Origin of the sequence: Aeromonas sp. S13(2024), assembly GCF_041402405.1 — a bacterium.
Lineage (GTDB): Bacteria > Pseudomonadota > Gammaproteobacteria > Enterobacterales > Aeromonadaceae > Aeromonas > Aeromonas veronii.
Map to the genome: position 1 here is coordinate 307,592 of NZ_JBGLRA010000001.1, position 17,856 is coordinate 325,447.

Here is a 17,856-nt window from a genome sequence, read left to right on the forward strand (position 1 = left end):
CCGGAGGCATTCAGGCTCGCCTGAAATCACATGAGGATATCTGTGATGAAGAAAACACATACCATTCTTAACCGTCACCAACTGCTCGATCTGGCCGCCCTGCAGGGTTGGCTGGAACATAATCTGGATCCGGTTCAGCGCGCCGATCAACTGTTGACCCTGCGTCCGGAAGAGCTCAACTGTATCTTTGATACCCTGCCAATCCCGCAAGGGGCCGAACTGCTTGGTTCACTCTCGGCCGAGAGTGCCGGGCGCCTGTTGCAACGGTTGCATGGCAGCATCGTCAGCGTGTTGCAGGAGGCTATTCCCCGCCGTGAGATGGTCGCTATCCTGCGCAAACTGAGTCGTCAGGATCGCACCATGTTGCTGGCTCGCTTCCCGACCCAGGCGCAGGCCATGTATTACTCCCTACTGGATTGGCCCACCGAGTCAGTGGGTGCCAACATGCGCCACGAATATCTGGCGGTGCGGGAGGAGGACACTGTTGGTCACGCCAAACAGCTGATCCACGATGCCTGGGACAATGCCCAGCTGTTTCGCCATATCTATGTGGTCAACGGGGATGGTCGTCTGCAAGGGAGCCTCTCACTCAAGACCTTGCTGATCGCTGACCCGCTGGCCAACGTCGCGACCCTGATGGATCGGGAGACGGTACGGATCAACGCTCGGGCGGATCAGGAGCTGGCGGCGCGCCTGCTGATCGACCGCGACCTGTCGGTATTGCCTGTCGAGGATCAGGGGCGACTGGTCGGTATTTTCCACGTCGATGATGCGGCGGATATTCTGGAGCTCGAATCCACCGAAGATGCCGAGATGCAGGGGGGATCATCACCGCTCGATACCCCTTACTTGCAGGCGACGCCCTGGCAGCTGTGGCGCAAACGGGTGGGCTGGCTGCTTATCCTGTTTGTGGCGGAAGCCTACACCGGCACAGTGCTGCGGGCATTCGAGGAGCAGCTGGAAGCGGCTATCGCGCTGGCCTTCTTCATTCCGCTCCTGATCGGTACTGGTGGTAACAGCGGCACCCAGATCACCACCACCATAGTACGAGCCATGGCGGTCGGGGAGGTGAGTCTGCGCAATCTCGGCACAGTGCTGAAAAAGGAGCTCTCCACCGGTCTGCTCATTTCGGGTGCCATTGCCATGGCGGCCTGGGTACGGGCATGGAGTCTTGGCGTCGGTCCCCAGATTGGCATGGTGGTGACCTTTACCATCATCGCTATCGTGCTCTGGAGTGCCACGGTCGCGTCCATTATTCCCATGGTGCTGCGCCGTTTCCGCATCGATCCGGCGGTGGTCTCTGCGCCATTCATCGCGACGCTGGTGGATGGTACCGGCCTTATCATCTACTTCGAGATGGCCAAGTGGTTGTTGCCCGAGTTGCAGTAACGGGTAGATTGATATGAAAAAGGCAGCCATTGGGCTGCCTTTTGTATTTATCTTTCCGGTTTAGCCGAGCTGGAACAACAGTGGCCAGCCCTGCTCCTGACAGTAGCGGTGCTCCTTCTCCAGATTCTGCATCAGGAGACGGTTCTCTTCGCACCAGTCGATCGGCAGGGTCACGACCAGCTGATCCCCTTGTACCGCGACTTTCCACTCAGGCAGCAGGTCGTCCTGGCGCTTGTGATGAGCGGCGACCGCGAGGCGCAGGATGCGGATGCAGCGCAGCACCGTCTGCATGTCGTGGTTGGGCAGGGGCGGCAGCTCGGAGAGCTTGAGCCCCTTGCGCTGAAAGCGTACCAGCGCCGCCAGCAGGGCCTGATCGTCCTGGTTGAAGCCGGGCAGGTCGGTGTGTTGCAGGATATAGGCGGAGTGGCGATGGATGCCGCTGTAGTTGATGGCAAGGCCAATTTCGTGCAGCCGCGCCGCCCAGCCGAGGATAGCGCGATAGGGCTCTACTTCCATCTGCCAGGGCTCTTGCAAGGCATCAAACAGGGTCAGCACGCTCTGCTCCACCCGGGCGGCTTGTTTGCGGTCCATCCGGTAGTGGGTGCCGAGCGCCTGTGCGGTACGCTCGCGAATATCGTGGTGCTGCAAGCGCTCCTCGAACTCATACAGCAATCCTTCGCGCAGAGCACCATCGGAGTAGTCGAGCCGCTCGATGGGCAATGAGGTAAACAGGCCAAGCAGGATGGCGACCGCAGCGGCAAACACCTCCTGACGCTCCTCGGTAAGCCCGACCAGTTTGAGGTTATCCACTCGCTTGCGCTCAATCATCAGCGCCTTGAGCCGCTCTAGCCCCTCCAGCGTAATGCTGCCGTCAGTCAGCCCTTCGCCTTGCAGTACATCCCGTACCGTACGAATGGAGCCTGAGCTGCCAAGGCAGCTCTGCCAGCCCAGCTTGCGGTACTGGTTGACGATGGGGGCGAGCTGGTGCTGCGCCTCCAGCACGGCATTGGTGAAGTGCTTGTCGCTCAGCTTGCCGCTGGCAAAGAAGCTCTGGGTAAAGCTGACGCAGCCCATCTTGCGGCTGGTGAGGGCCTTGTGTTCAAACCCTTCACCGATGATGAGCTCGGTGCTGCCGCCGCCGATATCGATGACCAGTACCTGACCCTCGATATGCTGGGTATGGGCAACACCCTGATAGATGAGCCGTGCTTCTTCCTGCCCGCTGATGATCTCGATGGGGTGGTTGAGCACCTTGGCCGCTTCGCTGACGAACTCGCGCGCGTTGCTGGCACGGCGCAATGTGTAGGTACCGGCGATGCGGATCTGATCCGGTTTGATGTTGGTGAGCCGCTCGGCAAAGAGTGACAGACAGGCGAGGCCGCGTTCCATCGCCTCCGGGCTCATTCGTTTCTGCTCATCCATCCCTTCCGCCAGACGCACCCGCTCCTTGATGCGGTCGACGATGCGAAAACGCCCTTCGCTCAGATGGGCGATCACCATATGAAAACTGTTGGAGCCGAGATCCACGGCGGCATAGAGACTATTGTCCATTGTTTGACTCGATACGTTTGAGATAGTCGTAAATCGCCACCTGAGAGCGGATCTTGCGGCGGTTGCCCCGCTTCACATATTCGTTCTGCTGGTCGGCATCAATGACCCGCGCCTTGCAGGTATCACTCAGTTGTAGTTCGAGAATGTCCATGATGCGCTGCTTGAGCCGCTCATCATAAATGGGGGTGCCCACCTCAATACGGCCGTCGATATTGCGGCTCATCCAGTCGGCGCTGGAGATATAGAGCTGGGGGTTGCCCTTGTTGTGGAACACCATCACCCGCGGGTGCTCGAGGAAGCGGTCGATGATGCTGATCACCTTGATGTTGTCACTGAGGCCCGGTACGCCCGGACGCAGGGCGCACATGCCACGGATGATCATCTGGATCGGCACCCCGGCCTGCCCGGCGGCATAGAGGCGGTTGATGAGATCCTTGTCCACCAGATTGTTGATCTTGAGGATGATACCGCTCGGCTGGCCCGCCTTGGCGTTGGAGAGCTCGTTGTCGATGAGGCGATAGAGCTGACGGCGGCTGTTGATGGGGGAGACCAGCAGGTGGTTGAATTTGTATCGCTTATAGGGGTACTCGATGTATTCAAATACCCCTTCCACTTCGGCGGTGATATCCGGATTGCGGGTCAGCAGCGAGAAGTCGGTGTAGATCTTGGCTGTCTTCTCGTTGAAGTTGCCTGTGCCGATATGGGCATAGCGCACCGCCTCGCCATTTTCGTGGCGGGTGATGAGGCAGAGCTTGGAGTGGATCTTGAGGCTCGGCACCCCGAACACCACCTTGACTCCGGCATCGGTGAGAATATTGGCCCAGTCGATGTTGGCCGCTTCGTCGAAACGGGCGCGCAACTCGACGACCACGGTCACCTTCTTGCCGTTGTTGGCGGCATCGATGAGGGAGTGGATGATCCGCGACTTCTTGGCGACCCGGTAGATATTAATGCGAATGGCGCTCACCGCCGGATCGAACGCCGCCTGGCGCACCAGCTCGGTGAAGTGGTGGAACTTGTGATACGGGTAGTAGAGGAGGATATCCTGCTTGGTAATCGCATCGAAGGCGTTGACGAAGCCGTCAAAATCGCGGCAATCCAGCGCCGGCAGCTTGGGGTTTTCCAGATAGTCACGGCCCACGTTGGGGAAGCCGATGAAATCCTTGAAGTTGTGATAGCGTCCGCCCGGCATGATGGCGTCGTAGGAGCTGATCTGCAGCTTGAGCTTGAGGAAGCTTATCATGGCAGCGGGCATCTCCCGCTCGTAGACGAAGCGCACCGGCATGGCAGTGAGGCGCTGCTTCAAGCCGTCACTCATCTTGTCCACCAGGCTCAAGTCCAGCTGGTCAGAGAGATCATATTCGGCATCCCGGGTCAGCTTCACCGCATAGGCGGCAATCTCGTCGTAGTCGAAGAAGCCTTTGAAGATCTCGTCGAGGCAGAAGCGGATGACGTTATCCAGAATGATGATCTGCTTCTTGCGGCGGGTCCCTTCCGGCGGCAACTGGAAGAAGCGGGGCAGGTCGTCGGTCGGCACTTCCACCAGGGCGTACTGGATCACCTGACCGTTCTTCTTCATCTCGATGGCCAGATAGGTGTACTCATCCTTGAGGAATTTGACCGGATTGACCTCTTTGTTGAGCAGGATCGGGATGATGTGACGCAGCACCTTCTCCTTAAAGAAGACCCGCAGCCACTTCTGAATTGCATCGGAGAGCTGGTTCTCGTTGACCAGGAAGATGTTGTGGCGAGCGAGCGCAATCAACAGCTCCTTATAGGTGTTGTCGAACGCTTCACCGAGCGCCATCACTTTTTGCTGGATGGCGCGCAGCAGCACTTTCGCTTCATCGTCGCCACCATGTACTTCATTGATGAGGATGCGACGCTTGACGTCCGATACCCGTACCTTGAAGAACTCATCCTGGTTGGAGGAGAAGATCCCCAGAAAACGAACCCGCTCGATGAGGGGCACCGTCTTGTCCATTGCCTCTTGCAACACCCGTTCATTGAATGAGAGCCAGCTCAGCTCTTTCTCTTCATACTGCTTGTCGGTGCTCATCTTGTGCCTCTGTTTCAGGTCGCGTCTGCGCGGCAGTTATGGCGTTAATATATGACAAATAAATGACAGTATTGTTACTGCTCGCTGAACGCTTCGTCGATGTCGACCACCAGATCGTCGGAGAGGGATTCCAGCGCGGTGATCAGCGTATCCATCGCGAGCCCGTCTGGCAGGGCAACCAGCGCATGGGCATAGAAGAGCGGGGCGCCGGAGTGGGGAGCCGGTTCACAGCCGGTGGTAAGATCGGCCACGTTGATCTCGAGCTGGCGCAGGATGCTGGCAACTTCGTGGACGATACCGGGGCGGTCGTTGCCGGTCACCGTCATCATGACTTGATGGGCTGGCTCGGCGGTAGGTGTCCCTTCGGCAAAGCTGATGGTCAGACCCGGTAGCAGGGCCAGTGCTTCGCACAGGCTGCGATAGTGCTCATCGGGGACAGAGACATGGAGGATACCGGCAAACTGGCCCGCCAGTTCGCTCATGGCGCTGCCCAGCCAGTTGCCCTGCTCGCGGCTGATGACTGCTGCCAGACTCTCGACGATCCCGGGTTTGTCTGCACCGATCACGGTGACCACCAATTGCTTTTGCATCCTGCTCTCCTTGAAATGGGATTTCTTGCTCTATCCCTATTGTGCCTGCTGGGGCTGGTCATATGAACCCCCGCCTGCTGACAAATAGATAAAAAGACGGGACTTTTCACTTTCTATACACGGGTCTGCTGCCTTGCTCCGTGGCGGCTGTGGTAAAGTAATTCCCCTTTCGTGTCGTGAAATGGATCGTGCTCTCATGAATACCCTTGTCCTATCGGGATTGTTGTTGCTGGCGCTGCTTGTGCTGGCGATCTTCTGGAGCAGAGGCAGACAGCAAAAGCGCCTGCCCTATGATATGCAGGAGACCCTGTTCAGTCCCGCCGAGCGCTCCTTCCTCGGGGTGCTGGATCTGGCGGTGGGTGACAAGGCCCGGGTCTTTGCCAAGGTGCGGGTGGCTGATGTGCTGACGCCGCAGGCCGGGATCGGCAAAAGCAAATGGCAGCAGTACTTCAACAAGATCAGCGCCAAGCATTTCGACTATCTGCTTTGCCACCCCGCTGATCTCTCCTTTATCTGTGCCATCGAACTCGATGACCGCTCCCACCGTCACCAGAAGCGCAAGGCGCGGGATCTCTTTCTGAAAACCGCCTGCGACAGCGCCGGACTGCCGTTGCTGCAGATCCCGGCAAGTGCCAGCTATCTGGTGGAAGAGCTGCGCGAACAGATCCTGCCACTGCTGGTCAAAACCAGCGAACCATTGATCGATGATCTGCCGCACGGGGCGCGGCGCGAGCCGACGTTCAATCCTCTGTTGCTGGACGGCGTGGATGTCGGTGCCGGGATGCGTGGCCGCACTGCCCATGCCGAGGCTGTCTCGCCCTCGTCATTCCACGAGCCCGCCATCCAGCCCAAGGGGGTGATGGAGGCGCCACAGAGTGAGGGTGAGCTGGTCGATAGCCTGTTCGCCGATGTGGAGGATGATGAAGAGCACGAGGTACACCACTGCCCTCGTTGCGATGCGCCGCTGGTGGAGCGGGAGGCGAAAAAAGGCCCCCACGCCGGTCGACTCTTTCTGGCTTGCAGCCGTTTTCCCGAGTGTCGCTACGCGGCGCCGCACCACCATAATCGCCACTGAATGCGCTTCACCGTGTCCGATGCTGCCCTCTGACGAGGGCAGTTTTCTTTCCGCTTTTGGCTGCGTTTGTTAACGGCGCCAATGCAGAAAATTCCTCGGCAAAATTTATCTAATCTCTCGTTTCTGTCGATACACTTAGCCTGAATACGACAATTTTTGACAATGTGTCGGAATTTTGGCACTTTGTGTGCCAGCAAAAAGACAGTCGGTAGCTGTTTTATCATCAAATAAAACAATAAGTTAGTTCAGGACATCGCGAGGAATGGATATGGTGGAGATGGGCGTGTTGATTGTTGATGCCGATGCGCAGCGGCGCCAACAGTTGGGAACCGTGCTCTCGTTTATGGGGATCCCGTGGCAGGAGGTGGCACAAAGCGATCTGGATGTGGCCATCGAATCCTCCGGACCGCTGCAAGGGGTGCTGGTGGGTGAGCTGACCGACCGTCCCTTGTCAGAGCTGCTGGCTGCTTTCCCCCGTACCCCCTTCCTCTCGCTGGTTGAGGCCGATCTGCCCAACAGCAACTTTATCGGGGTCGCGCTCTCGCCCTTTACCTATGAATCCCTCACCCGTCATCTGCACTTCTGTCAGGCGTTCGTCTCCTTGCATCCTCGTCAGCAGACCCATGACAAGGGGCAGGCTCTGCTGCGTTTGCTGGTGGGCAAAGGGAAGGGGATCCAGGAGGTTCGTCGGCTTATCAGCCAGGTGGCCGAGACCGATGCCAACGTGTTGATCCTCGGGGAGTCCGGCACCGGTAAAGAGGTGGTGGCTCGCGCTATCCACGAACTCTCTTCTCGCAGCAGTGGCCCCTTCGTGCCCATCAACTGCGGCGCTATTCCGGCCGAATTGCTGGAGAGCGAACTGTTTGGCCACGAGAAGGGGGCGTTTACCGGCGCCATCGCGGCCCGTCGCGGTCGCTTCGAGCTGGCGCAGGGGGGCACCCTGTTCCTCGACGAGATCGGCGATATGCCGATGCCGATGCAGGTCAAATTGCTGCGGGTATTGCAGGAGCGGCTGTTCGACAGGGTCGGTGGCGGCAAGCCCATTCAGGCCGATGTGCGCATCATTGCGGCGACCCACCGGGATCTGGAGGCGATGATCCGCACTCAGGGTTTTCGTGAAGATCTCTACTACCGCCTCAACGTCTTCCCCATTGAGACGCCGCCGCTGCGGGATCGCATCGACGACATCCCGCTGCTGCTGCAGGAGCTGCTCAACCGCCATGCCGAGCAGCACCATGGCTTTATCCGGTTGACCCAGCGGGCGCTGGAGTCGCTGATGCAGTACCCCTGGCCCGGCAACGTGCGCGAGCTCTCTAACCTGCTGGAGCGACTGCTGATCCTCTACCCGCACCAGATCGTCGATGTGGCCGATCTGCCGAGCCGTTATCGCCTGCTGCCGAGCGAGCCACGGGATGAGCGGCTGACCGAGATGGATGAGCGCGATGCCCTGGCCGCCGTATTCCAGGATCCGCCCGAGCTGGATCACCCCCTCGCCTCGGCTCGTACCATGCAGTTGCCGGAGGAGGGGGTCAACCTCAAAGAGATGCTGGCCGACCTCGAAGTCGAGCTGATCCGTCAGGCGCTGGAGTCTCAGGACGGGGTGGTGGCCCGCGCCGCCGATCTGCTTGGCATGCGCCGTACCACCCTGGTGGAGAAGATGAAAAAGTACGGGATGAGCAAGGACGTCTGAGGGTCAAAGCCTTGACGCAAATACGCAATCCATTGTTTTAGTTCATATAATTTAGTGGCATGGAAATTGAATAACCTGACCCAATAGCCAGTTTGAGGTCAGGTTTATGACAATCCAGCAGCAGGACATGCCACTCCAGTCCCACGAAGTGAGCCAGCTCTATGCCATCTTCAAGGCGCTCCCCACCGGGGTGTTGCTGCTTGATGGGGCAGGGGTGGTCACCCGCGCGAATCCGGCGGCCATCTCCTTGCTGGGGGAGCCGTTGGAAGGGGAGCTCTGGCGCCACATCATTGCCCGCTGCTTTGAGCCGCGGGAGGATGATGGTCACGAGATCTCCCTGCGCGACGGGCGCCGGGTGCAGCTCTCGACCCAACCGCTGCCGGATCAGCCCGGCCAGCTGGTCTTTATCAATGACCTGACCGAAACCCGTAAACTGCAAGACCGCATCAACCATATGAAGCGGCTGTCGGCGCTGGGCAATATGGCGGCCTCGCTCGCCCACCAGATCCGCACGCCGCTCTCCGCTGCCATGCTCTATGCCGCCAATCTGGCCAACCGCACCCTCAAGCCGGAATCTCGCACTCAGTTTCAGCAAAAGCTGATGGCCCGTTTGCAGGATCTGGAGAAGCAGATCAACGACATCCTGCTGTTCGCCCGCAATGGCGACAATCAGGTGGTCACCCCCATCTCGGTACAAGGGCTGCTGGCCGAAGTGCAGGCTGGTGCCGAGGCCTTCTGCCAGCAGCAGGGCTGCGAGCTGCACATGGAGGCGCCGGAGCCCGATCTCTGTCTGCTGGCCAACAGCAGTGCGCTGGCGGGTGCCATCAACAACCTGATTGCCAATGCCCAGCAGGCAGGGGCCACGTCACTCTTGGTCAGCGCGGTGCGCAGCGGTGCCCGGGTGGAGATGCGGGTCATCGATAATGGCAAGGGGATCCCTTCCCATCAGCTCGGTCAGGTATTCGAACCCTTCTTTACCACTCGCTCCCAGGGCACAGGTCTCGGTCTTGCGGTGGTGCAATCTGTAGTGCGTGCCCATCAGGGGGAGGTCGGTGTGGCCTCGGTTCCCGGTGAAGGCTCCTGCTTTACTCTGTCGTTCCCCCTGCACCAGCAACCGGTGCAGCTTGGAGGTGTAGCATGACACAGGCCAGGATCCTGGTAGTTGAAGATGACAATGGCCTGCGCGAAGCGCTGGTGGATACCCTGTTGCTCGGCGGTTATGAGTGCCGTGAAGCGGACAGCGGCGAGCGGGCTCTGCTGGCCCTCTCCCGTCAGCCGTTTGACATGGTGATCTCCGATATCCAGATGGGGGGGATGGACGGTCTCACCTTGCTGGCCACCATCCGCCAGCAATATCCGCAGATACCTGTGCTGCTGATGACCGCCTACGCCAACATCGACGGCGCGGTGCGCGCCATGCGTGAAGGGGCCATCGACTATCTGGCCAAGCCGTTCTCGCCGGAGGTGCTGCTTAATCAGGTTAGCCGCTATGTGCCCGCCCAGAAGGTGGAGAAGCGCGCCGTGGTCTATGGGGATCCCAAAACTGCCGAGCTGTTCCAGCTGGCGACCCGAGTGGCCAGAAGCGAAGCGACCGTGATGGTGACCGGCCCGAGCGGGACGGGGAAAGAGGTGCTGGCCCGTTACATTCACGATAACTCCAGCCGCGCCGAGCAGCCTTTCGTCGCCATCAACTGCGCCGCCATTCCGGAAAACATGCTGGAGGCGACCCTGTTTGGCTACGAGAAGGGGGCCTTCACCGGTGCGGTACAGGGGTGCCCGGGCAAGTTCGAACAGGCGCAGGGGGGCACCCTGCTGCTTGACGAGATCACCGAGATGGATCAGGGGCTGCAAGCCAAGTTGCTGCGGGTGTTGCAGGAGAAAGAGGTGGAGCGGCTCGGCAGTCGCAAGATGATCCCGCTGGATGTGCGGGTCATCGCCACCAGCAACCGGGATTTGAAAAAAGCGGTGCAGGATGGCCTGTTTCGCGAAGATCTCTACTATCGCCTCAACGTCTTTCCGCTGCGCTGGTCTGCCCTCTGCGAGCGGCCCGGCGACATTCTGCCGCTGGCGGAACATCTGCTGGCGCTTCATGCCAGTCAGCAGGGGCTGCCGACACCACAGTTGACGGATGCCTCGCGGGTACGGCTGCTGGCTCACCCCTGGCCCGGCAATGTGCGGGAGTTGGACAACGTGGTACAGCGTGCCCTGATCCTCAGCCCCGACGGGGTCATTGATTGTGACCACCTCATTCTGGAGGAGCTGGATGAGCAGGAGATGGAGTTTGTCAGCGTGGAGCGCAGCTATGGTGGCGATCGCCTCGGCAGCGAGCTCAAGCAGCAGGAGCACCAGATCATCCTCGACACCCTGCAAGATTGTAACGGCAGCCGCAAGGCGGTGGCCGACCGACTCGGCATCAGCCCGCGCACCCTGCGCTACAAGCTGGCCCAGATGCGGGAGGCGGGGATCGACCTGCCAGCCTGAGGCCGAGAGGGAAACCGCACTGTGTGGGGGCTGTCATGGTCTTGACGGCCCGGCTCGATTATCATGGGGCCCTTGGCGTTTTGAGCCTGGGCCCTGTTTTTATTGGTAAAGCAGGGGACCGAGCCTTAATAAGGGACCCCTATGATCTCTCATCGAAAACTCGAAACCGTACTGAACCATCTGCTCGAACCGCACGCCATCAAGGATTACTGCCCCAACGGCTTGCAAGTGGAGGGGCGTGAGCGTATTCGCAAGGTGGTGACCGGTGTCACCGCCAGTCAGGCGCTTATCGACGCGGCGGTGGCTGCCGAGGCCGATGCCATCCTGGTCCATCACGGCTACTTCTGGAGCGGTGAACCGGCCCAGATCACCGGCATGAAGCAGCGTCGTCTCAAGACCCTGCTGACCCACGATATCAATCTGTTTGCCTACCATTTGCCGCTGGATGTCCATCCCGAGGTGGGTAACAACGCCCAGCTCGCCAAGCTGCTCGACATCAAGGTACGCCGCGGTCTGGAGCCGTGGAACAGCAAGAGCGTCGCCATGGTGGGCAAGCTGGAAGAGCCGATGAGCGGCAGCGATTTTGCCAAGCTGATTGCCGAGCGCCTTGGCCGCGAACCCCTCTATTGTGGCGATACAGGCCCCGAGCTTATCCGCTCCGTGGCCTGGTGCACCGGTGGCGGTCAGAGCTACATCAATCTGGCGGCGGAGCAGGGCATCGATGCCTTTATCTCCGGTGAAGCCTCCGAGCAGACCATTCACACCGCCCGCGAGATGGGGATGCACTTCTACGCCGCTGGCCATCATGCCACCGAGCGTTACGGCGTCAAGGCGCTGGGGGAGTGGCTGGCGACTGTGCACGGGCTGGATGTTACCTTTATCGATATCGACAATCCGGTCTAAACCTGTCCACGATCTGGCTACGAAACCGTGATCAAGGCTCATGTGCTGCTCTTCACCTTGTTGACGGTTTCTCGCTGCAGGTCGTGAACAGGTTTAAGCCTGTGCCTGTGGTGGGAAAATTCAGGAAATAAAAAGGAGGCCATCGGCCTCCTTTTTCACACTTCGACAAGACGTCTGCTTACTCGCAGGCGTAACCAGCGGGGCCCAGCAGGGCGCCATCCAGTTGCACGGCGCCGTCTACCATTTGCAGCCTGCCTTCGCAGAACCAGCGAACCACCAGCGGGTAGATGCTGTGCTCCTGCGCCTGCACCCGTGCTGCTACCTCGTCCGCAGTGTCCCCTTCAAAGATGGGTACGCGGGCCTGCAGGATCACCGGGCCCCCGTCCAGCTCTTCGGTCACGAAGTGGACGCTGGCGCCGTGTTCACTGTCACCGGCATCTATGGCGCGCTGGTGGGTGTGCAGGCCCTGATACTTGGGCAGCAGGGAGGGGTGGATATTGATCATCCTGCTGGCGAAATGGCGCACCAGATCGCCGCTCAATATCCGCATAAACCCGGCCAGCACCACCAGATCCGGCTGATAGTCTGCCATCAGCGCAAGCAGGGCGGCGTCATACTCCTCCCGGCTGGCAAACTGCTGCTGGGCCAGAATGGAGGTCGCCACCCCCGCTTCTTTGGCGCGAACCAGACCATAGGCATCGGCCTTGTTGCTGATGACGCCGACCACTTCACCGGCAATCTTGCCGCTGGCGCAGTGGTCGAGGATCGCCTGCAGGTTGCTGCCGCTGCCGGAGATTAGGACGAGGATCCGCATCATTTAATGACGACCTGCTCCTCACCGTCTGCTGCCTTGGCGATATGACCGATGTGCCATGCGTTCTCGCCTTCTGCCTTGAGCAGGGTCAGCGCCTTCTCCAGTTGGTTGGCGGGCAGGGCGATGATCATGCCGACGCCGCAGTTGAAGGTGCGATACATCTCGTGACGGGTGACGTTGCCAGCCTGCTGCAGCCAGCTGAACACCGCCGGCCACTGCCAGCTCTGCTCATCGATCACCGCTTGGGTGTTGGCGGGCAGGACACGGGGGATGTTCTCCCAGAAGCCACCGCCGGTGATGTGGGAGAGGGCGTGGATCTCGCACTCCTTGATGAGCTTGAGCACAGGTTTCACATAGATGCGGGTCGGCTCCAGCAGGGCGTTGGCCAGAGTGGTGTCACCCAGCGGCTGATGCACGTCGGCTTTGGAGACTTCCAGAATTTTACGGATCAGGGAGAAGCCGTTGGAGTGAGGGCCGCTGGCGGCCAGCGCGATCAGGGCATCCCCTTCACCGACCTTGCTGCCGTCGATGATTTCGCTCTTCTCCACCACACCGACGCAGAAACCGGCGATGTCGTAGTCTTCCCCTTCATACATACCCGGCATCTCGGCGGTCTCGCCGCCCACCAGGGCACAGCCTGACTGCTCGCAACCGGTACCGATCCCGGTGACCACCGCGGCCGCGGTGTCCACGTCCAGCTTGCCGGTTGCATAGTAGTCGAGGAAGAACAGCGGCTCGGCGCCCTGTACGATCAGGTCATTGACGCACATGGCCACCAGATCGATGCCCACGGTGTCGTGCTTCTTCAGGTCGATGGCCAGCCGCAGCTTGGTGCCCACACCATCGGTACCAGAGACCAGTACCGGCTCCTTGTAGCCCGCAGGGATTTGACACAAGGCCCCAAAGCCGCCAAGACCACCAAGGACTTCAGGACGACGAGTGCGCTTTGACACGCCCTTGATACGTTCAACCAGTGCATTGCCGGCATCGATATCTACGCCAGCATCCTTGTAGCTCAGTGAGGTTTTGTCAGTCACGAGTATTCCCCGTCATGTAAAGAAGTGGAGGGTAAAATTCGGGGCGTATTCTAACAGTGGCGGTGAAAAACCAGAAAGGAAATCGTTTGCGCGTTTTTGCGCGGAAATGCTCTACAAGCGGCGGCTTTTGTTGTATGATTCCGCGATTTTTTTGCGGCAGGTTAGAGGAGATAATAATGAAAGTCGTTGAAGTCAAACACCCCCTGGTCAAACACAAGATCGGTCTGATGCGTGAAGGCGATATCAGCACCAAGCGTTTCCGTGAACTGGCCAAAGAAGTGGGCAGTTTGTTGACCTATGAAGCGACCTCTGACTTCGAAACCGAGAAGGTTATCATCGATGGCTGGAATGGGCCAGTAGAAGTTGACCAGATCAAAGGCAAGAAGGTAACCGTCGTACCCATCCTACGTGCCGGCCTTGGCATGATGGATGGCGTGCTGGAGCACATGCCGAGTGCCCGCGTCAGCGTGGTCGGTATCTACCGCGATGAAGAGACCCTGCAACCGGTTCCCTATTTCGAGAAGATCGTCAGCAACATCGAAGAGCGTCTGGCGCTGGTCATCGATCCGATGCTGGCCACCGGTGGTTCCATGATCGCTACCATCGATCTGCTGAAGAAGAAAGGCTGCCAATCCATCAAGGTGTTGGTACTGGTTGCCGCGCCGGAAGGGATCAAGGCGCTGGAAGCCGCTCACCCCGACGTAGAGCTCTACTGCGCTTCTGTCGACCAGGGGCTGAACGAGAAAGGTTACATCGTGCCGGGTCTGGGCGATGCAGGCGACAAGATCTTCGGTACCAAATAAGTTTATGCCTTGACCTGCTTCCCATGTGGAAGGGGTGATCGGAGCCGGCGCATCGCCGGCTCTGCTGTTTGTGGCCGCTTGTGCCAGCCTTGCCGCAGGACGCGCCTTGCCGCTACCATAAGCACACTCTCCCATTTCGAGACTCTGTTCATGTTCAAACGTGTTGTGACCGCCCTCTGCTGCGGCTTGTCATTCATGGCCTCGGCCGCTCAGGTGACCGACCTCTATCAGGGCAAGGCCCCGACCAGTGGTGACATGGTGGCCGCTCAGGGGCAGGCACTGGGTCAGGTGCTGATCAAGGTGACCGGCAAGCGCGACATCCTCACCCAGCCGGTGGTGGTCAAGGCGCTGGCGGCGCCGGGCGACTATGTCAAAAGCTATGGCTATCAGGATCAGGACTCCGTCAAGTATCTGAAAGCCGAGTTCAAGAGTGACAAGGTCAACAGCCTGGTCTCCGAGAGCCAGTTTGCCCTGCTTGGCCCAGCTCGTCCCCAAATGGCCATCTGGCTGGTGGTGGATCAGGGTGAGCGTCGCTTGCTGGCGGATCAATCCAGCGATGGTTGGGCGCAAGCCTTGCGCGAGCAGGCCCAGACGCTGGGGCTACCCATCAGCATTCCGCTGATGGATCTCGATGACAACATGGCGGTCAGTGCCACCGACGTCTGGGGCCGCTTTGCCGACCCGATTTTGCAGGCAAGCCAGCGCTATGGCGCCGAGATGGTGGTGTTGGGCAAGCTGACACCGGAAGGTGACAAGTGGAGCATCGATTGGGGACTCTACGGCCCCAAAGCGGCCGGTGAAGTGACCGAGCTGACCCGTGGCAATAGCACCGGCACTCAGGCCGAAGTGGCGCAAGGGTTTGCCGATACCCTGGCGGCCTGGCTGGTGAAAAACTACGGTGCCCGCATTTCTGGTCCGGCAACCAGCCAGACCCTGGTGGTAGATGGCCTCTCCGAAGTGGACAGCATGATCGCCGTGCAGAAGATGCTGCAGGGGATGGCCAACGTCAGCAAGGTGGCGATCGGCAAGCTGGAGGGGGACCAGGTCACCTTCAACTTCACCCTGCAAGGAGATCAGGCCGAGCTGGTACGGGCGCTGCAGCTTGAGAGTCGTTTGCGCAAGGTTGACGATAATGGCAGCGGTTTGCGTTACCAATGGTCGCAGCCCTGATTTTATAAGGCTTTTGTCTACCGCCCGGCTTGCCCGGGCGGTTCTCTATCTGCCATTGCGATGGTACACTTAGCCACAAATGTCACAGTCAAAGCCCAACGAGTGAAGCAACCGGCCCAACTGTCTTTAGCCGTACAACTACCGGATGATGAAACCTTCGTCAGTTTTTATCCCGGCAACAATGCTCATCTGATCACCGCCCTCAAAAACGCGGCCATCGGTCAGGGATCGCCTTTCCTCTATTTCTGGGGAGCCAAGGGATCCGGACGCTCTCATCTGCTCCACGCCACCTGTGCCGAGGTCAACGCCCGCGATGCGGCGGCGGCCTATCTCTCCCTCGATCAATTTGAACAGCTCGATCCCAGCATGCTCGATGCCCTCGAAAGCCTGCCGCTGGTCTGTCTCGACAGCCTTGAGGCGATCGCCGGCAATGCCGTGTGGGAGCGGGCGCTGTTCGATTTCTACAACCGCTGGCAGGAGAAGGGCGAGGGGACGCTGGTGGTCACCGGCTGCAGCGCACCGCGCAAACTGGGGCTGCAACTGCCGGATCTCGCTTCGCGCCTCGATTGGGGGGTGAGTTTCCATCTCGAAGAGCTGGATGATGAAGGCAAGCTCAGTGCCCTGCAGCTGCGTGCCGAGCTGCGGGGCTTCAAATTGCCCATCGATGTGGGCCGCTTCCTGCTCAACCGACTCTCCCGCGATATGCGCACCCTGCTCACCACTCTCAATCAGCTCGACAACGCCTCATTTCGCGCCAAGCGCAAGCTGACCATTCCCTTTGTCAAAGAGATCCTCGAGCTCTGATTCTCTCTGCGGTGTGCGGTTGTGGCCTGACTTTCGTTTGAATGGCAGATAAAAAGAAACCCCGGCATCAGGCCGGGGTTTTGCTATTTCAAGGCAGCTCCCTTATTAGTGGAACTGATCTTCTTCGGTGGAGCCGGTCAGCGCGGTCACCGAGGATTGGCCACCCTGAATGACGGTGGTCACCTTGTCGAAGTAACCGGTACCGACCTCCTGCTGGTGTGCCACGAAGGTGTAGCCACGGCTGGCGGCGGCAAATTCCGGCTCCTGCACCATCTCGACGTAGTGCTTCATCCCTTCGCCACGGGCGTACTGGTAGGCCAGCTCGTACATGTGGAACCACATGTTGTGGATACCCGCGAGGGTGATGAACTGGTACTTGTAGCCCATGTCGGAGAGCTCCTGCTGGAAGCGGGCGATGGTGGCATCGTCCAGATTCTTCTTCCAGTTGAAGCTCGGGGAGCAGTTGTAGGCCAGGATGCGGTCCGGGAACTTGGCCTTGATTGCTTCGGCAAATTTACGCGCTTCGTCTAGGTCCGGCTTGGCGGTTTCACACCACACCATGTCAGCGTAGGGGGCGTAAGCCAGACCGCGAGCGATGGCCTGATCGATACCGGCACGCACCTTGTAGAACCCTTCGGCAGTGCGCTCGCCAGTCAGGAAGTCTGCATCGTACGGGTCGGCGTCGGTGGTCAGCAGGTCAGCGGCGTTGGCGTCGGTACGGGCGATCACCAAGGTGGTGGTGCCGCACACATCGGCTGCCAGACGGGCGGCAACCAGCTTCTGCACCGCTTCCTGAGTCGGTACCAGCACCTTGCCGCCCATATGACCGCACTTCTTGACGGAAGCGAGCTGATCCTCGAAGTGCACGCCGGCGGCGCCCGCTTCAATCATCCCCTTCATCAGTTCGAAGGCGTTCAGCACGCCGCCGAAACCGGCTTCCGCATCCGCCACGATGGGCAGGAAGTAGTCGATAAAGCCCTCATCCTGCGGTCCTACCTTGTTGGCCCACTGGATCTGGTCGGCACGGGCGAAGGAGTTGTTGATGCGCTCCACCACGGACGGTACGGAGTTGGCCGGGTAGAGGGACTGATCCGGATACATGGTGGAGGACAAGTTGTTGTCCGCCGCCACCTGCCAGCCGGAGAGGTAGATCGCCTCGATCCCCGCCTTGGCCTGCTGCACCGCCTGACCGCCGGTCAGGGCGCCGAGGCAGTTGACGTAGCCTTTCTTGGCGTCGCCGTGGATCAGGCCCCACAGCTTGTCGGCACCGCGCTGAGCCAGGGTGTGCACCGGCTGCAAACTGCCGCGCAGGTTCACCACGTCTTCGGCGCTGTAGCCGCGCTTGATCCCTTTCCAGCGGGGGTTTTCCGCCCAGTCTTTCTCGATAGCCTGGATCTGTTGCTCACGGGTCAGTGCCATATCAGTTCCCTCTTTCATTGATTTCACGTTTCCATTGACTTGTTATTGGCGAGCCCCGCCCGGGGCCCGTG

Annotated in this window: 15 protein-coding genes; 9 read left to right on the forward strand and 6 right to left on the reverse strand. The window is 59.7% G+C overall.

All coding sequences use genetic code 11. The features are described from left to right. The first annotated feature begins 45 nt into the window (after positions 1-45). Positions 46-1,389: a magnesium transporter gene (gene mgtE, locus ACB042_RS01405; protein WP_021231054.1), complete on the forward strand. Its 1,344-nt coding sequence runs from the start codon at positions 46-48 to the stop codon at positions 1,387-1,389. 60 nt (positions 1,390-1,449) lie between these two features. Here the strand turns inward: mgtE and ppx are convergent, their stop codons facing one another. The 3 genes from ppx to ACB042_RS01420 all read right to left on the reverse strand — a co-directional run bounded on the left by ppx (position 1,450) and on the right by ACB042_RS01420 (position 5,589). Beyond that, complete coding sequence (gene ppx, locus ACB042_RS01410; RefSeq protein WP_371177625.1) at positions 1,450-2,940, reverse strand: exopolyphosphatase; 1,491 nt, start codon at positions 2,938-2,940, stop codon at positions 1,450-1,452. After that, a complete protein-coding gene (ppk1, locus tag ACB042_RS01415) occupies positions 2,930-4,999 on the reverse strand; it encodes a polyphosphate kinase 1 (protein ID WP_005350671.1) in 2,070 nt (689 codons plus the stop codon). The genes ppx and ppk1 overlap by 11 nt, the downstream gene beginning before the upstream one ends. Before the next feature lie 74 nt (positions 5,000-5,073). Then, positions 5,074-5,589, reverse strand: coding sequence for a glycine cleavage system protein R (locus tag ACB042_RS01420; RefSeq protein ID WP_047437655.1), 516 nt, complete (start codon positions 5,587-5,589; stop codon positions 5,074-5,076). A 196-nt stretch (positions 5,590-5,785) separates the two neighbouring features. On the opposite strand from ACB042_RS01420, the gene ACB042_RS01425 reads away from it, so the two are divergent. The 5 genes from ACB042_RS01425 to ACB042_RS01445 all read left to right on the forward strand — a co-directional run bounded on the left by ACB042_RS01425 (position 5,786) and on the right by ACB042_RS01445 (position 11,738). After that, complete coding sequence (locus tag ACB042_RS01425) at positions 5,786-6,664, forward strand: DUF2726 domain-containing protein (protein WP_371177626.1); 879 nt, start codon at positions 5,786-5,788, stop codon at positions 6,662-6,664. A gap of 268 nt (positions 6,665-6,932) precedes the next feature. Then, the gene (locus ACB042_RS01430) at positions 6,933-8,354 is read left to right on the forward strand and encodes a sigma-54 dependent transcriptional regulator (RefSeq protein ID WP_371177627.1); all 1,422 of its coding nucleotides are present in this window, start codon (positions 6,933-6,935) and stop codon (positions 8,352-8,354) included. A gap of 106 nt (positions 8,355-8,460) precedes the next feature. Then, positions 8,461-9,495, forward strand: coding sequence for a PAS domain-containing sensor histidine kinase (locus ACB042_RS01435; RefSeq protein ID WP_371177628.1), 1,035 nt, complete (start codon positions 8,461-8,463; stop codon positions 9,493-9,495). Further along, positions 9,492-10,835, forward strand: a complete 1,344-nt coding sequence (locus ACB042_RS01440; protein ID WP_111899698.1) for a sigma-54 dependent transcriptional regulator — start codon at positions 9,492-9,494, stop codon at positions 10,833-10,835. Before ACB042_RS01435 ends, ACB042_RS01440 begins: the two co-directional genes overlap by 4 nt. Before the next feature lie 141 nt (positions 10,836-10,976). After that, positions 10,977-11,738 (forward strand): Nif3-like dinuclear metal center hexameric protein, encoded by a 762-nt coding sequence (locus tag ACB042_RS01445; protein ID WP_040066185.1) that lies wholly within the window; start codon positions 10,977-10,979, stop codon positions 11,736-11,738. Positions 11,739-11,916: 178 nt separating this feature from the next. On the opposite strand, the gene purN is transcribed toward ACB042_RS01445, so the two are convergent. Together purN and purM are read right to left on the reverse strand one after the other, a co-directional pair. After that, on the reverse strand, positions 11,917-12,555 hold the full coding sequence (gene purN, locus ACB042_RS01450) for a phosphoribosylglycinamide formyltransferase (RefSeq protein WP_158111113.1): 639 nt from the start codon (positions 12,553-12,555) through the stop codon (positions 11,917-11,919). Further along, positions 12,552-13,589 carry a phosphoribosylformylglycinamidine cyclo-ligase gene (gene purM, locus ACB042_RS01455; protein ID WP_005334116.1) on the reverse strand — a complete coding sequence of 346 codons (1,038 nt, stop codon included), beginning with the start codon at positions 13,587-13,589 and terminating at the stop codon, positions 12,552-12,554. Before purM ends, purN begins: the two co-directional genes overlap by 4 nt. Positions 13,590-13,765: 176 nt before the next feature. Between purM and upp the strand changes: the two genes are divergently transcribed. The 3 genes from upp to hda all read left to right on the forward strand — a co-directional run bounded on the left by upp (position 13,766) and on the right by hda (position 16,366). Further along, a complete protein-coding gene (gene upp, locus ACB042_RS01460) occupies positions 13,766-14,392 on the forward strand; it encodes a uracil phosphoribosyltransferase (RefSeq protein ID WP_005334115.1) in 627 nt (208 codons plus the stop codon). Between the two features lie 150 nt (positions 14,393-14,542). Beyond that, entirely contained in the window at positions 14,543-15,562 is a 1,020-nt protein-coding gene (locus ACB042_RS01465) for a DUF2066 domain-containing protein (protein ID WP_021231045.1), read from the forward strand. Positions 15,563-15,664: 102 nt separating this feature from the next. After that, positions 15,665-16,366, forward strand: coding sequence for a DnaA inactivator Hda (gene hda / locus ACB042_RS01470; protein ID WP_013723920.1), 702 nt, complete (start codon positions 15,665-15,667; stop codon positions 16,364-16,366). Between the two features lie 105 nt (positions 16,367-16,471). Here hda and aceA read toward each other — a convergent pair whose 3' ends face one another. Then, positions 16,472-17,785: an isocitrate lyase gene (aceA, locus tag ACB042_RS01475; RefSeq protein WP_005344572.1), complete on the reverse strand. Its 1,314-nt coding sequence runs from the start codon at positions 17,783-17,785 to the stop codon at positions 16,472-16,474. Between the last annotated feature and the right edge of the window lie 71 nt (positions 17,786-17,856).